At 53.7% G+C, this 15,918-nt stretch carries 8 protein-coding genes, 1 tRNA gene and 2 rRNA genes; 8 read left to right on the top strand and 3 right to left on the bottom strand.

Features of this window, described 5'->3' with window-relative positions; all coding sequences use genetic code 11:
- Positions 1–133 precede the first annotated feature (133 nt).
- The 3 genes from K8W53_RS21895 (at position 134) to rrf (ending at position 3,600) form a co-directional block, all read left to right on the top strand.
- Positions 134–209, top strand: a tRNA-Glu gene (locus K8W53_RS21895).
- A gap of 193 nt (positions 210–402) precedes the next feature.
- A 23S ribosomal RNA gene (locus tag K8W53_RS21890) occupies positions 403–3,389 on the top strand.
- A gap of 95 nt (positions 3,390–3,484) precedes the next feature.
- Positions 3,485–3,600, top strand: a 5S ribosomal RNA gene (gene rrf, locus K8W53_RS21885).
- 294 nt (positions 3,601–3,894) lie between these two features.
- Here rrf and K8W53_RS21880 read toward each other — a convergent pair.
- Complete coding sequence (locus K8W53_RS21880) at positions 3,895–4,332, bottom strand: acetyltransferase (RefSeq protein WP_000973248.1); 438 nt, start codon at positions 4,330–4,332, stop codon at positions 3,895–3,897.
- A 156-nt stretch (positions 4,333–4,488) separates the two neighbouring features.
- On the opposite strand from K8W53_RS21880, the gene metA reads away from it, so the two are divergent.
- The 4 genes from metA to aceK all read left to right on the top strand — a co-directional run bounded on the left by metA (position 4,489) and on the right by aceK (position 10,477).
- Positions 4,489–5,418, top strand: a complete 930-nt coding sequence (metA, locus tag K8W53_RS21875; protein ID WP_001122767.1) for a homoserine O-acetyltransferase MetA — start codon at positions 4,489–4,491, stop codon at positions 5,416–5,418.
- 268 nt (positions 5,419–5,686) lie between these two features.
- Entirely contained in the window at positions 5,687–7,288 is a 1,602-nt protein-coding gene (gene aceB / locus K8W53_RS21870; RefSeq protein WP_001069371.1) for a malate synthase A, read from the top strand.
- Positions 7,289–7,319: 31 nt separating this feature from the next.
- Positions 7,320–8,624 carry an isocitrate lyase gene (gene aceA, locus K8W53_RS21865; protein ID WP_000857884.1) on the top strand — a complete coding sequence of 435 codons (1,305 nt, stop codon included), beginning with the start codon at positions 7,320–7,322 and terminating at the stop codon, positions 8,622–8,624.
- 101 nt (positions 8,625–8,725) lie between these two features.
- Positions 8,726–10,477 (top strand): bifunctional isocitrate dehydrogenase kinase/phosphatase, encoded by a 1,752-nt coding sequence (gene aceK / locus K8W53_RS21860; protein ID WP_001137268.1) that lies wholly within the window; start codon positions 8,726–8,728, stop codon positions 10,475–10,477.
- Here aceK and K8W53_RS21855 read toward each other — a convergent pair.
- On the bottom strand, positions 10,441–10,848 hold the full coding sequence (locus tag K8W53_RS21855; RefSeq protein WP_077944501.1) for an ASCH domain-containing protein: 408 nt from the start codon (positions 10,846–10,848) through the stop codon (positions 10,441–10,443). The two genes, aceK and K8W53_RS21855, sit on opposite strands and share 37 nt — an antisense overlap.
- Positions 10,849–10,858: 10 nt before the next feature.
- Positions 10,859–11,683 (bottom strand): glyoxylate bypass operon transcriptional repressor IclR, encoded by an 825-nt coding sequence (gene iclR, locus K8W53_RS21850; RefSeq protein ID WP_000226434.1) that lies wholly within the window; start codon positions 11,681–11,683, stop codon positions 10,859–10,861.
- A 304-nt stretch (positions 11,684–11,987) separates the two neighbouring features.
- Between iclR and metH the strand changes: the two genes are divergently transcribed.
- The gene (gene metH / locus K8W53_RS21845) at positions 11,988–15,671 is read left to right on the top strand and encodes a methionine synthase (protein ID WP_052939514.1); all 3,684 of its coding nucleotides are present in this window, start codon (positions 11,988–11,990) and stop codon (positions 15,669–15,671) included.
- The last annotated feature ends 247 nt before the right edge of the window (positions 15,672–15,918 follow it).

The raw sequence follows: 15,918 nt of genomic DNA, 5'->3' as shown, positions 1-15,918 counted from the left end.
GTCTGATGAAAAGTAAATAGCAAGGCGTTTACGCGTTGGGAGTGAGGCTGAAGAAATAAGGCCGTTCGCTTTCTATTAATGAAAGCTCACCCTACACGAAAATATCACGCAGCGCGTGATAAGCAATTTTCGTGTCCCCTTCGTCTAGAGGCCCAGGACACCGCCCTTTCACGGCGGTAACAGGGGTTCGAATCCCCTAGGGGACGCCACTTGCGCGGTAATGTGTGAAAGGCGTTGCCATCAGTATCTCAAAACTGACTTACGAGTCACGTTTGAGATATTTGCTCTTTAAAAATCTGGATCAAGCTGAAAATTGAAACACAGAACAACGAAAGTTGTTCGTGAGTCTCTCAAATTTTCGCAACACGATGATGAATCGAAAGAAACATCTTCGGGTTGTGAGGTTAAGCGACTAAGCGTACACGGTGGATGCCCTGGCAGTCAGAGGCGATGAAGGGCGTGCTAATCTGCGATAAGCGCCGGTAAGGTGATATGAACCGTTATAACCGGCGATACCCGAATGGGGAAACCCAGTGTGACTCGTCACACTATCATTAACTGAATCCATAGGTTAATGAGGCGAACCGGGGGAACTGAAACATCTAAGTACCCCGAGGAAAAGAAATCAACCGAGATTCCCCCAGTAGCGGCGAGCGAACGGGGAGGAGCCCAGAGCCTGAATCAGCATGTGTGTTAGTGGAAGCGTCTGGAAAGGCGCGCGATACAGGGTGACAGCCCCGTACACAAAAGCGCATGTGCTGTGAGCTCGATGAGTAGGGCGGGACACGTGGTATCCTGTCTGAATATGGGGGGACCATCCTCCAAGGCTAAATACTCCTGACTGACCGATAGTGAACCAGTACCGTGAGGGAAAGGCGAAAAGAACCCCGGCGAGGGGAGTGAAAAAGAACCTGAAACCGTGTACGTACAAGCAGTGGGAGCACAGGTTTACCTGTGTGACTGCGTACCTTTTGTATAATGGGTCAGCGACTTATATTCTGTAGCAAGGTTAACCGAATAGGGGAGCCGGAGGGAAACCGAGTCTTAATTGGGCGTTAAGTTGCAGGGTATAGACCCGAAACCCGGTGATCTAGCCATGGGCAGGTTGAAGGTTGGGTAACACTAACTGGAGGACCGAACCGACTAATGTTGAAAAATTAGCGGATGACCTGTGGCTGGGGGTGAAAGGCCAATCAAACCGGGAGATAGCTGGTTCTCCCCGAAAGCTATTTAGGTAGCGCCTCGTGAATTCATCTCCGGGGGTAGAGCACTGTTTCGGCTAGGGGGCCATCCCGGCTTACCAACCCGATGCAAACTGCGAATACCGGAGAATGTTATCACGGGAGACACACGGCGGGTGCTAACGTCCGTCGTGAAGAGGGAAACAACCCAGACCGCCAGCTAAGGTCCCAAAGTCATGGTTAAGTGGGAAACGATGTGGGAAGGCCCAGACAGCCAGGATGTTGGCTTAGAAGCAGCCATCATTTAAAGAAAGCGTAATAGCTCACTGGTCGAGTCGGCCTGCGCGGAAGATGTAACGGGGCTAAACCATGCACCGAAGCTGCGGCAGCGAACGTATCACTTAAAGCGATTCAGCGGATTACGATTGACGGAGCGAAGCGACGTCAAAGCGTATACAAAGTCGAGTCGGTTTAAGGATACGTTCGTTGGGTAGGGGAGCGTTCTGTAAGCCTGTGAAGGTGGCCTGTGAGGGTTGCTGGAGGTATCAGAAGTGCGAATGCTGACATAAGTAACGATAAAGCGGGTGAAAAGCCCGCTCGCCGGAAGACCAAGGGTTCCTGTCCAACGTTAATCGGGGCAGGGTGAGTCGACCCCTAAGGCGAGGCCGAAAGGCGTAGTCGATGGGAAACGGGTTAATATTCCCGTACTTGGTGTTACTGCGAAGGGGGGACGGAGAAGGCTATGTTGGCCGGGCGACGGTTGTCCCGGTTTAAGCGTGTAGGCTGGTTTTCCAGGCAAATCCGGAAAATCAAGGCTGAGGCGTGATGACGAGGCACTACGGTGCTGAAGCAACAAATGCCCTGCTTCCAGGAAAAGCCTCTAAGCATCAGGTAACATCAAATCGTACCCCAAACCGACACAGGTGGTCAGGTAGAGAATACCAAGGCGCTTGAGAGAACTCGGGTGAAGGAACTAGGCAAAATGGTGCCGTAACTTCGGGAGAAGGCACGCTGACACGTAGGTGAAGTGATTTACTCATGGAGCTGAAGTCAGTCGAAGATACCAGCTGGCTGCAACTGTTTATTAAAAACACAGCACTGTGCAAACACGAAAGTGGACGTATACGGTGTGACGCCTGCCCGGTGCCGGAAGGTTAATTGATGGGGTCAGCGCAAGCGAAGCTCCTGATCGAAGCCCCGGTAAACGGCGGCCGTAACTATAACGGTCCTAAGGTAGCGAAATTCCTTGTCGGGTAAGTTCCGACCTGCACGAATGGCGTAATGATGGCCAGGCTGTCTCCACCCGAGACTCAGTGAAATTGAACTCGCTGTGAAGATGCAGTGTACCCGCGGCAAGACGGAAAGACCCCGTGAACCTTTACTATAGCTTGACACTGAACATTGAGCCTTGATGTGTAGGATAGGTGGGAGGCTTTGAAGTGTGGACGCCAGTCTGCATGGAGCCGACCTTGAAATACCACCCTTTAATGTTTGATGTTCTAACGTGGACCCGTAATCCGGGTTGCGGACAGTGTCTGGTGGGTAGTTTGACTGGGGCGGTCTCCTCCTAAAGAGTAACGGAGGAGCACGAAGGTTGGCTAATCCTGGTCGGACATCAGGAGGTTAGTGCAATGGCATAAGCCAGCTTGACTGCGAGCGTGACGGCGCGAGCAGGTGCGAAAGCAGGTCATAGTGATCCGGTGGTTCTGAATGGAAGGGCCATCGCTCAACGGATAAAAGGTACTCCGGGGATAACAGGCTGATACCGCCCAAGAGTTCATATCGACGGCGGTGTTTGGCACCTCGATGTCGGCTCATCACATCCTGGGGCTGAAGTAGGTCCCAAGGGTATGGCTGTTCGCCATTTAAAGTGGTACGCGAGCTGGGTTTAGAACGTCGTGAGACAGTTCGGTCCCTATCTGCCGTGGGCGCTGGAGAACTGAGGGGGGCTGCTCCTAGTACGAGAGGACCGGAGTGGACGCATCACTGGTGTTCGGGTTGTCATGCCAATGGCACTGCCCGGTAGCTAAATGCGGAAGAGATAAGTGCTGAAAGCATCTAAGCACGAAACTTGCCCCGAGATGAGTTCTCCCTGAGACTTAGAGTCTCCTGAAGGAACGTTGAAGACGACGACGTTGATAGGCCGGGTGTGTAAGCGCAGCGATGCGTTGAGCTAACCGGTACTAATGAACCGTGAGGCTTAACCTTACAACGCCGAAGGTGTTTTGGCGGATTGAGAGACGATTTTCAGCCTGATACAGATGACATCGACATGCTAAAGGCGTGTTGATAAACAGAATTTGCCTGGCGGCAGTAGCGCGGTGGTCCCACCTGACCCCATGCCGAACTCAGAAGTGAAACGCCGTAGCGCCGATGGTAGTGTGGGGTCTCCCCATGCGAGAGTAGGGAACTGCCAGGCATCAAATAAAACGAAGGGCCCTGTCGGAAGACAGGGCCTTTTGTTTTATCTGTAGTCTGCCGGTGAGCACTCGTTGCGCAGCAACGGCCCGTAGGGTGGCGGGCAGGACGCCCGCCATAAACTGCCAGGCATCAGACAAGTGAAGAAGCCCGTCCGTCTGGACGGGCTTTTTTGCGTGTGCGGTAACTGTAAAACCGTAGGCCTGATAAGCGCAGCGCCATCAGGCAACCGGCACCGCCGGATGGCGGCTTCGCCTTATCCGGCCTGCATGCACTTATCAGGCAGCGCCACTACTCACGGATAAATTAAATTCAACAATGGATACGGTTTCCCAAGATCGTCAACCTCCGAACGTCCCGTCACCTTAAATCCCATTTTCTTATAAAATCCAACAGCTTGTGTATTTTGCTCGTTAACATTGGTTGTCAACCCCGGCGCCAGTGTTAACGCATGTTCAACTAATCTCTTACCGATACCCTGACCACGCACGTCCGGATCGACAAACAGCGCATCCATATGTTCGCCGGTAAGCAGCATAAATCCTACCGGCTCATCCTGATCGGTCACGGCAACCCATAGTGGCGCTTCTGGCAGAAAATCGCTCACCAGCTCTTCCAGTTCGGCCCGATAAGCGTTTGACAGAAAATCGTGCGTGGCATCGACTGAGCGACGCCAGATCGCAATCAGTTTTTCCCCTTCCTCATGCCTTGAACGGCGAATGTTAATCATCATCTTCACTCCTTTTTTGCTTACTTCTATTCTAATGCAAATGCTGTCGTGAAACTTTCTCACCTTGAACTTGCAGACTCGACATTCGCCTGATTTCTGAGTATCTTCAGCTGTCTGGATGTCTAAACGTTTAAACGTATGTCGTGAGGTTATCAGGTTATGCCGATTCGCGTGCTGGACGAGCTACCCGCCGTCAATTTTTTACGTGAGGAGAATGTCTTCGTCATGACGACTTCTCGCGCATCAGGTCAGGAAATTCGCCCGCTAAAGGTACTTATCCTTAACCTGATGCCGAAGAAGATTGAAACGGAAAATCAGTTTCTGCGTTTGCTATCGAACTCGCCATTGCAGGTCGATATTCAACTACTGCGGATAGATGCCCGCGAGTCGAGGAACACGCCAGCCGAGCATCTGAACAACTTTTACTGTAACTTCGACGATATCTGCGATCAGAACTTTGATGGGCTTATCGTGACCGGAGCGCCGCTGGGTCTGGTGGAATTTAATGACGTGGCTTACTGGCCGCAGATTAGGCAGGTGCTGGAATGGGCGAAAGATCACGTTACTTCGACGCTATTTGTCTGTTGGGCCGTTCAGGCCGCACTCAATATTCTGTATGGTATCCCTAAGCAGACCCGTACAGATAAACTTTCCGGCGTCTATGAACATCACATCCTTCATCCACATGCTCTGTTAACGCGTGGTTTTGATGATTCGTTTCTGGCGCCACACTCACGCTATGCCGATTTCCCGGCGGCGCTAATACGGGATTATACGGATCTTGAAATTCTGGCCGAAACAGAAGAAGGGGATGCGTACCTGTTTGCCAGCAAAGATAAACGTATTGCGTTTGTCACCGGTCATCCTGAATATGACGCTCATACGTTAGCGGGTGAATATTTTCGTGACGTTGAGGCCGGGTTAAATCCGGAGGTTCCGTACAACTATTTCCCAAAAAACGATCCGCAAAACATACCGCGCGCAACCTGGCGCAGCCACGGTAATTTACTGTTTACTAACTGGCTCAACTATTATGTCTACCAGATTACGCCATATGATCTGCGTCACATGAATCCAACCCTGGATTAATCTTCTGCTTCTGACGATCCTAAAGCGTTTCAGCATGTTGAATCAGGCACCTTCGGGTGCCTTTTTTATTTCCGAAACGCACCTCATCATGTAATTAAATTTAATTAATATTGTTATCAATAGGTTAATGCATAATTAAATTAAAAATGGAAATTGTTTTTGATTTTGAAATTTAATTGAGTAGTCTTAGTTGTGTTGAACGAAAAGCGCACAGTGATCCTTCGTTCGCATTGGGGATGTATCTGGATCAACAACGAGGAGCTGCATGATGAATCCACAGGCAACCACAACTGATGAATTAACCTTTACCAGGCCGCAAGGCGAGCTGGAAAAGCAAGTCCTGACCGCTGAGGCAGTCGAGTTTTTGACGGAGTTAGTCACCCGTTTTACGCCAAAACGCAATAAACTCCTGGCTGCACGTATCCAGCAACAGCAGGATATTGATAACGGTAAGTTGCCTGATTTTATTTCGGAAACCACTTCCATTAGAGAAAGTAATTGGCAGATTCGTGGTATTCCGGCGGATTTACAGGATCGCCGAGTAGAAATTACCGGGCCGGTTGAACGTAAAATGGTGATTAATGCCCTGAACGCAAATGTGAAAGTGTTTATGGCGGATTTTGAAGACTCGCTGGCGCCGGACTGGAATAAAGTTATTGATGGTCAAATCAACCTGCGTGATGCGGTGAACGGCACCATTAGCTATACCAACGAAGCCGGAAAAATCTATCAGCTCAAGCCCGATCCGGCCGTATTGATTTGTCGTGTACGTGGTCTACATCTGCCAGAAAAACATGTTACCTGGCGGGGGGAAGCCATTCCCGGCAGCCTGTTTGATTTTGCTCTGTACTTTTTCCACAACTATAAAGCGCTGCTCGCTAAAGGTAGCGGCCCGTATTTTTACCTGCCGAAAACGCAAGCCTGGCAGGAAGCAGCCTGGTGGAGTGAAGTTTTCAGCTACGCCGAAGACCGCTTTAACCTGCCGCGCGGTACGATCAAAGCGACCCTGTTGATTGAAACGCTGCCGGCTGTTTTCCAGATGGATGAGATTCTTCATGCGCTGCGTGATCATATCGTCGGTCTCAACTGTGGTCGTTGGGATTATATTTTCAGCTATATCAAAACGTTGAAAAATCACCCGGATCGCGTCTTGCCGGACAGGCAGGTGGTAACGATGGACAAACCGTTTCTGAGCGCCTACTCGCGCCTGCTGATCAAAACCTGTCACAAGCGCGGCGCGTTCGCGATGGGCGGTATGGCGGCGTTTATCCCGAGCAAAGACGTTGAACGCAACAATCAGGTCCTTGCCAAAGTGAAAGCGGATAAAGCGCTGGAAGCGAACAACGGCCACGACGGCACGTGGATTGCGCATCCCGGGTTGGCGGATACCGCAATGGCCGTCTTTAACGAGGTACTGGGCGAGCACAAAAATCAGCTGTTCATTACCCGTGATGAAGATGCGCCGATTACCGCTGAACAGTTACTGGAGCCATGTGAAGGCGAACGCACAGAAGCGGGAATGCGCGCCAATATTCGCGTGGCAGTGCAGTACATTGAAGCGTGGATCTCCGGCAATGGCTGTGTACCGATTTACGGTCTGATGGAGGATGCCGCGACGGCGGAAATCTCACGAACCTCTATCTGGCAGTGGATTCACCATGAGAAAACACTGAGCAATGGAAAACCCGTAACGAAAGCGCTTTTCCGCGAAATGTTGGCGGAAGAGATGCGGGTAATCCAGGACGAACTGGGCGAGCACCGCTACAGCAGCGGGCGCTTCGACGATGCCGCACGTCTGATGGAGCAAATCACCACCTCAGATGACTTAATCGACTTCCTCACCCTGCCGGGCTATCGCTTACTGGCTTAATTCACCACATAACAATATGGAGCATCTGCACATGAAAACCCGTACTCAACAAATCGAAGAATTACAGAAAGAGTGGACACAACCGCGCTGGGAAGGCATCACCCGCCCGTACAGCGCGGAGGAGGTGGTGAAATTACGCGGCTCGGTTAACCCGGAGTGCACGCTGGCGCAGCTCGGCGCCGCGAAAATGTGGCGGCTGTTGCACGGTGAAGCGAAAAAAGGCTATATCAACAGCCTTGGCGCGCTGACTGGCGGTCAGGCGTTGCAGCAGGCGAAAGCCGGTATTGAGGCGATTTATCTTTCAGGCTGGCAGGTGGCGGCAGATGCCAACCTGGCATCCAGCATGTATCCGGATCAATCGTTGTACCCGGCAAACTCTGTTCCGGCGGTAGTGGATCGGATCAACAACACTTTCCGTCGTGCAGATCAGATCCAGTGGGCATCCGGTATTGAACCCAACGATCCGCGCTATGTGGATTACTTCCTGCCGATCGTTGCTGATGCGGAAGCCGGTTTTGGCGGCGTTCTGAATGCCTTCGAACTGATGAAATCGATGATTGAAGCCGGTGCAGCGGCCGTTCACTTCGAAGATCAGCTGGCGTCGGTGAAGAAATGCGGCCATATGGGCGGCAAGGTGCTGGTCCCCACGCAGGAGGCGATTCAGAAACTGGTTGCTGCGCGTCTGGCCGCTGATGTGATGGGCGTCCCGACGCTGGTGATTGCGCGTACCGATGCGGATGCGGCAGATCTGATCACCTCCGACTGCGATCCCTATGACAGCAGTTTTATTACCGGCGAACGCACCAGCGAAGGTTTCTACCGCACCCATGCGGGCATTGAGCAGGCGATCAGCCGCGGTCTGGCGTATGCCCCGTATGCCGATCTGGTATGGTGCGAAACCTCTACGCCGGATCTCGAACTGGCGCGTCGTTTTGCCGATGCTATCCACGCGAAGTATCCGGGCAAACTGCTGGCCTATAACTGTTCACCATCCTTCAACTGGCAGAAGAATCTGGACGACAAGACCATTGCCAGCTTCCAGCAGCAGTTGTCGGACATGGGTTACAAATACCAGTTTATTACCCTGGCGGGTATTCACAGCATGTGGTTCAACATGTTTGACCTGGCGCATGCATACGCTCAGGGCGAGGGCATGAAACACTATGTTGAGAAGGTTCAACAACCCGAGTTCGCCGCGGCGAAAGACGGCTACACCTTTGTTTCCCACCAGCAGGAAGTGGGCACTGGTTACTTCGACAAAGTCACCACCATTATTCAGGGTGGCGCGTCATCCGTTACCGCGTTAACGGGTTCCACCGAAGAATCGCAGTTTTGATTGATGCCCGGTGGCGCTGCGCTTACCGGGCCTACAGATAGCGTAGGCCGGATAAGCGAACGCGCCATCCGGCAGGACGTGGTGCCGGATGAGGGGAAAAAATGCCGCGTGGCCTGGAATTACTGATTGCTCAAACCATCCTGCAAGGCTTTGACGCGCAGTATGGTCGATTTCTGGAAGTGACTTCCGGCGCGCAGCAGCGTTTTGAACAGGCCGACTGGCACGCCGTCCAGCAGGCGATGAAAAGCCGTATCCACCTCTATGATCATCATGTGGGTCTGGTGGTGGAGCAACTGCGCTGTATTACCGATGGCAAAAGTACCGACGCGGATTTCCTTTTACGCGTTAAAGAGCATTACACCCGGCTGTTGCCGGATTACCCGCGCTTCGAGATTGCGGAGAGCTTTTTCAACTCCGTTTATTGCCGGTTATTTGACCACCGCTCGTTAACACCCGAGCGGTTGTTTATTTTCAGTTCGCAACCGGAGCGTCGCTTCCGTACTATCCCGCGCCCGCTGGCCAAAGACTTCTTTCCCGATCACGGTTGGGAGCCGCTGTTGATGCGCATACTCAGTGACTTACCGCTGCGTCTGCCCTGGCAGAATAAAAGCCGGGATATCCGCTATATTATCGCGCACCTGACTGAAACACTGGGCGAGGACGCGCTACCTCGCTGCCATGTCCAGGTGGCGAATGAGTTGTTTTACCGTAATAAAGCGGCCTGGCTGGTAGGTAAATTAACCACACCTGACGGTACGCTGCCGTTTTTATTGCCGATTCATCGTACTGATGAGGGGGAACTGTTTGTCGATACCTGCCTGACCACCACGGCAGAAGCGAGCATTGTGTTTGGTTTTGCCCGCTCTTATTTTATGGTGTATGCGCCGCTGCCTGCCGCGCTGGTTGAGTGGTTGCGTGAAATCCTGCCGGGTAAAACCACTGCCGAACTGTATATGGCTATTGGCTGCCAGAAACATGCGAAAACCGAAAGCTACCGCGAATATTTATGTTATCTGGCTGAAAGCGATGAGAAATTCATTGAGGCGCCTGGTATCCGCGGCATGGTGATGCTGGTGTTTACCCTGCCAGGTTTCGACCGGGTATTTAAAATCATTAAAGACAAATTCGCCCCGCAGAAAGAGATGTCTGCCGCCCATGTGCGTGCCTGTTATCAACTGGTAAAAGAGCATGATCGCGTCGGTCGTATGGCGGATACCCAGGAGTTTGAGAATTTCGTACTGGATAAACGGCAAATTGATCCGGCGCTGATGGCGCTGTTACGGCAAGAAGTGCCAGAGAAGATTACCGATCTTGGGGAACATATCGTCATTCGCCATCTCTATATTGAACGGCGCATGGTGCCGCTCAATATCTGGCTGGAACAGGTAGAAGGCCAGCAGTTGCGCGATGCGATAGAAGAATATGGTAATGCGATTCGCCAGCTTGCCGCCGCTAATATTTTCCCCGGCGATATGTTGTTTAAAAACTTTGGCGTTACCCGTCATGGTCGCGTGGTGTTCTATGACTACGATGAAATTTGCTACATGACGGAAGTGAATTTCCGCGATATTCCGCCAGCGCGTTATCCGGAAGACGAACTGGCCAGCGAACCCTGGTATAGCGTCTCGCCAGGTGATGTTTTCCCGGAGGAGTTTCGCCACTGGCTGTGTGCCGATCCGCGTATCGGGCCATTGTTTGAAGAGATGCATGCCGACCTGTTTCGCGCCGATTACTGGCGCGCGCTACAGACGCGTATTAAAGAAGGGCATGTAGAAGATGTATATGCCTATCGACGTAGACAGCGCTTTAGCGTGCGTTACGGCGCGATCTCAAGTACGGCGAACTCTTCGTAAACAAGTTCCATCTCCGGCGACCAATTACCCTCGCGCTCAAAAAAGGCCCGGTGTGCCGCTTGCCAGTACGCCAGGCTAAGATCGCCTTCGCCTTCCAGTGCGGCGAGATCGGCGCTCATCTCGTTAAAACGGATCAGCCTGAGCGCCAGCGTGCGTATGACGCACACGGCGTCGCCTGTGCCGTTGAGCACAATGTGATATGACCCGGGCGTGACAGGGGGCTGCTCTTTCTGATAGCTAACCAGCGAGCTACAGGTGCCACGCTTTTTACCGGCGACCACTAGCGCCGCCAGCTCGTCGGCCAGCGCCGGCGAATCACCGAAAAACCAACAGAAGGCCTGTGGGTACTTCTCCTGCCAGTATAATTTCAGGCTGCTCATTTCAGCGAGTTCCACCATAGGCCAGCGTCACCTCTTTCGCCGCTTTAATCACCATGGCGCCAAGTTCGGTGACGCGATCGTCGGTAATGCGTGAGCAGGGGCCGGAAATAGAGAGGGCCGCAAACGGTTCGCGGTGTTCGTCATAAATACACGAGGCCACGCAGCGCAGACCGAGCGCATGTTCTTCGTCGTCAAAGGAATAGCCGCGCTTGCGTGTTTGGGCGAGGTCATCTTTCAGATGCAGCGGCGACACCAGCGTCGCATGGGTATAAGCGTGCAACCCCTTGCGGTGCAGCAGACTGGTAACCTGTTCCTCACTGAGCTGTGATAAAAACGCCTTGCCCGCGCCAGAGGCGTGCATGGGCAGCTTGCCGCCAATAGGGGCGGACATGCGCATCAATTGTGTGCACTGCACCTGGTCGATAATAATGGCCTGATGGTCGCTCTGGTCGAGTACGGCAAGGTTTACCGTTTCGCCGGAGTCCTCCATCAGCTTGCGCAAAATCGGATGGACAATCGCCAGCAGATTACGGCTCTGTAAGAAGCTGCTACCGACGATAAACGCGTGTGCGCCTACGGCCCAGTGGCCCAGCTCACCAACCTGGCGGACAAAACCCTGTTGCTGCATGGTGGTGAGTAGACGGTGAGTCGTGGAATTAGGCAAACCCGCCTGTTGCGCCAGTTCGGTCAGCGCGACGCTGCCGTTGGACTCGGCAATCCACTCCAGTAGCTTCAGACCGCGAGTTAAAGACTGAACCTGCCCGGTTACGGGTGCAGTGGTAGCGGCAGGTTTTCTCCCGCGTTTCGCGGGAACAGGGGCAACCATGGCAGACTCCTTTTTCTGTATCGTGGAAATCATTTTCGTTTTATTCAATTATAATGCAAGAGTTCCTGAACTGATCGGATGAGTGACATCACAGGATGCCCGATGGCGCTTCGCTTATCAGGCCTACGCTTTGGGAGCTGCCAAAGTAATTTGTAGGCTGGATAAGGCGCTTGCGCCGCCATCCGGCAAAGCGACAGAAGTGGGTGGCAAGCTGAACATGTCTCATGTTGCCCGTTGTTCTCTTTTCCGCCAGCACGCTTTGTGCCAGTATGGCTCGTTACGTGGAGCGTTGTCGGGAGCGAGTGTGAGCAGCAAAGTTGAACAACTGCGTGCGCAGTTAAATGAACGTATTCTGGTGCTGGACGGCGGTATGGGCACTATGATCCAGAGCTATCGTCTACATGAAGAAGATTTCCGCGGGGAGCGCTTTGCCGACTGGCCCTGCGACCTGAAAGGCAACAATGACCTGCTGGTCCTCAGCAAGCCGGAGGTGATCGCCGCTATCCACAACGCCTACTTTGAGGCTGGCGCGGATATCATCGAAACCAACACCTTTAACTCGACAACCATTGCGATGGCGGATTACCGGATGGAATCCCTGTCGGCGGAAATTAACTATGCGGCGGCCAAACTGGCACGCGCCTGCGCCGATGAATGGACGGCGCGAACACCAGAAAAACCACGCTTTGTTGCGGGCGTGCTTGGTCCAACTAACCGCACGGCCTCCATTTCGCCGGACGTCAACGACCCGGCGTTTCGTAATATCACCTTCGATCAGCTGGTGGCGGCCTACCGTGAATCCACTAAAGCGCTGGTGGAAGGTGGCGTAGATCTGATTCTGATTGAGACCGTCTTTGACACCCTGAATGCGAAAGCGGCGGTGTTTGCGGTGAAAGAAGAGTTTGAAGCGCTGGGCGTTGATCTGCCGATCATGATTTCCGGCACCATCACCGACGCGTCTGGCCGTACGCTTTCCGGCCAGACGACCGAAGCCTTTTATAACTCGCTGCGCCACGCCGAGGCGCTCACTTTTGGCCTTAACTGCGCGCTGGGGCCAGATGAACTGCGCCAGTACGTCCAGGAACTGTCGCGGATTGCCGAATGCTACGTCACCGCGCACCCGAACGCCGGCCTGCCGAACGCTTTCGGCGAGTACGACCTCGACGCCGACACCATGGCGAAACAGATTCGCGAATGGGCGGAAGCGGGCTTCCTGAATATCGTTGGCGGCTGCTGTGGCACTACGCCGGAGCATATCGCCGCCATGAGCCGCGCCGTTGCCGGTTTGCCGCCGCGCCAGCTGCCGGATATCCCGGTCGCCTGCCGCCTTTCCGGCCTGGAGCCGCTGAACATTGGCGACGATAGCCTGTTTGTCAACGTCGGCGAACGTACTAACGTCACCGGCTCGGCCAAATTTAAACGGCTGATCAAAGAAGAGAAATACAGCGAAGCGCTGGATGTCGCCCGTCAGCAGGTCGAAAGCGGCGCGCAGATTATTGATATCAACATGGATGAGGGGATGCTCGACGCCGAAGCGGCGATGGTGCGTTTCCTCAGCCTGATTGCCGGTGAGCCGGATATTGCCCGTGTACCAATCATGATCGACTCCTCCAAATGGGAGGTTATCGAAAAAGGGCTGAAGTGCATTCAGGGTAAAGGCATCGTCAACTCTATTTCGATGAAAGAGGGCGTGGAAGCCTTTATTCATCATGCGAAGCTTCTGCGTCGCTACGGCGCGGCAGTGGTGGTGATGGCCTTTGATGAGCAGGGCCAGGCCGATACCCGCGAGCGTAAAATCGAGATTTGTCGTCGGGCGTACAGGATTCTGACTGAAGAGGTGGGCTTCCCGCCGGAAGACATCATCTTCGACCCGAATATCTTCGCCGTGGCGACCGGTATTGAAGAGCACAACAACTACGCGCAGGACTTTATCGGCGCTTGCGAAGATATTAAACGCGAGCTGCCGCACGCGCTGATCTCCGGCGGTGTGTCTAACGTGTCGTTCTCGTTCCGCGGCAATGACCCGGTACGTGAGGCTATCCACGCGGTATTCCTCTACTACGCCATCCGCAACGGCATGGACATGGGCATCGTCAACGCCGGACAGCTGGCTATTTACGACGACCTGCCCGCCGAACTGCGCGATGCGGTTGAAGATGTCATTCTTAACCGTCGCGATGACGGCACCGAGCGTTTGCTGGATTTGGCGGAGAAATACCGCGGCAGCAAAACCGACGAAGCTGCCAACGCCCAGCAGGCGGAATGGCGTAGCTGGGACGTGAAAAAACGCCTTGAATACTCGCTGGTGAAAGGCATTACCGAGTTTATCGAGCAGGATACCGAAGAAGCCCGTCAGCAGGCCGCCCGCCCGATTGAGGTGATTGAAGGGCCGCTGATGGACGGTATGAATGTGGTCGGCGACCTGTTCGGCGAAGGGAAAATGTTCCTGCCGCAGGTGGTGAAATCCGCTCGTGTGATGAAACAAGCGGTGGCCTACCTGGAGCCGTTTATTGAAGCCAGCAAAGAAAAAGGCTCCAGCAACGGCAAGATGGTGATTGCCACCGTGAAGGGCGATGTGCACGACATTGGCAAGAACATTGTTGGCGTGGTGCTGCAATGTAACAACTACGAAATCGTCGATCTTGGCGTGATGGTGCCTGCGGAGAAAATCCTCAGAACGGCGCGTGAAGTGAATGCCGATCTGATTGGCCTTTCCGGGCTTATCACCCCGTCGCTGGACGAAATGGTCAACGTGGCGAAAGAGATGGAGCGTCAGGGCTTTACTATCCCGCTACTGATCGGCGGCGCAACCACTTCGAAAGCGCACACCGCGGTGAAAATCGAGCAGAACTACAGCGGTCCGACGGTCTACGTGCAGAATGCTTCGCGTACCGTGGGCGTGGTGGCGGCGCTACTCTCCGACAACCAGCGCGATGACTTTGTCGCCCGTACCCGCAAAGAGTACGAAACCGTGCGTATTCAGCACGCCCGCAAAAAACCGCGCACGCCGCCGGTCACGCTGGAAGCGGCGCGCGATAACGATCTGGCGTTCGATTGGGAACGCTACACCCCGCCGGTAGCCCACCGTCTGGGCGTGCAGGAGGTGGAAGCCAGTATCGAAACTCTGCGCAACTACATCGACTGGACGCCGTTCTTTATGACCTGGTCGCTGGCCGGCAAATACCCGCGCATTCTGGAAGATGAGGTGGTGGGCGTTGAGGCGCAGCGTCTGTTTAAAGACGCCAATGATATGCTGGATAAACTAAGCGCCGAGAAACTGTTGAATCCGCGTGGCGTGGTGGGCCTGTTCCCGGCGAACCGCATCGGCGATGACATCGAAATCTATCGCGATGAAACCCGTACTCATGTTCTGACGGTCAGCCACCACCTGCGCCAGCAGACCGAGAAAGTTGGTTTTGCTAACTACTGTCTGGCGGATTTTGTCGCGCCGAAACTGAGCGGCAAAGCGGATTACATCGGTGCTTTCGCGGTGACCGGCGGTCTGGAGGAGGATGCGCTGGCGGACGCCTTCGAAGCGCAACACGACGACTATAACAAGATCATGGTGAAAGCGATTGCCGACCGTCTGGCGGAAGCGTTTGCCGAGTACCTGCATGAGCGTGTACGTAAGGTTTACTGGGGATATGCGCCGAACGAGAGCCTGAGTAACGACGAATTAATCCGCGAAAACTACCAGGGGATTCGCCCGGCGCCGGGTTATCCTGCCTGCCCGGAACATACCGAAAAAGGCACTATCTGGCAGCTACTGGATGTCGAAAAACACACCGGGATGAAGCTCACCGAATCTTTCGCCATGTGGCCTGGCGCGTCGGTCTCCGGCTGGTACTTCAGCCATCCTGAGAGCAAATACTTCGCGGTAGCGCAGATTCAACGCGATCAGGTGACAGATTATGCTTTCCGTAAAGGAATGAGCGTTGAGAACGTTGAGCGGTGGCTGGCGCCGAACCTGGGTTACGATGCGGACTGATTCATAAAATCGTCACTTTTCCTTACAACATACAAGGCACTCATTGGGTGCCTTGTCTCTTTCTTACAATTAAACCCTTATACTGAAGGAAGGCTCTACGCTGAATTTGCCGGATGGCGGCGTAAACGCCTTATCCAGCATACCGTATTACGTATGGTAAGCCCGGTGGCGTGCAACGCCAGCAGGCCTTAACGCTGTGCGCCATCAGGCAATTTATCGCAAGTGAGCTTCAGGAAAACGTATAACG

The sequence above is a fragment of the Salmonella sp. A29-2 genome (genome assembly GCF_020150755.1).
Taxonomy (GTDB): Bacteria; Pseudomonadota; Gammaproteobacteria; order Enterobacterales; family Enterobacteriaceae; genus Salmonella; species Salmonella enterica.
The sequence above is the reverse complement of the archived record's forward strand: the minus strand, read 5'-3'. Positions and strand labels throughout refer to the sequence as shown.

Bases quoted from the DNA above. Each gene is read 5' to 3' on its own strand.
- K8W53_RS21880 (WP_000973248.1), bottom strand. From the start codon at position 4,332: ATGATGATTAACATTCGCCGTTCAAGGCATGAGGAAGGGGAAAAACTG.
- metA (WP_001122767.1), top strand. From the start codon at position 4,489: ATGCCGATTCGCGTGCTGGACGAGCTACCCGCCGTCAATTTTTTACGT.
- aceK (WP_001137268.1), top strand. From the start codon at position 8,726: ATGCCGCGTGGCCTGGAATTACTGATTGCTCAAACCATCCTGCAAGGC.
- iclR (WP_000226434.1), bottom strand. From the start codon at position 11,683: ATGGTTGCCCCTGTTCCCGCGAAACGCGGGAGAAAACCTGCCGCTACC.
- aceB (WP_001069371.1), top strand. From the start codon at position 5,687: ATGAATCCACAGGCAACCACAACTGATGAATTAACCTTTACCAGGCCG.
- aceA (WP_000857884.1), top strand. From the start codon at position 7,320: ATGAAAACCCGTACTCAACAAATCGAAGAATTACAGAAAGAGTGGACA.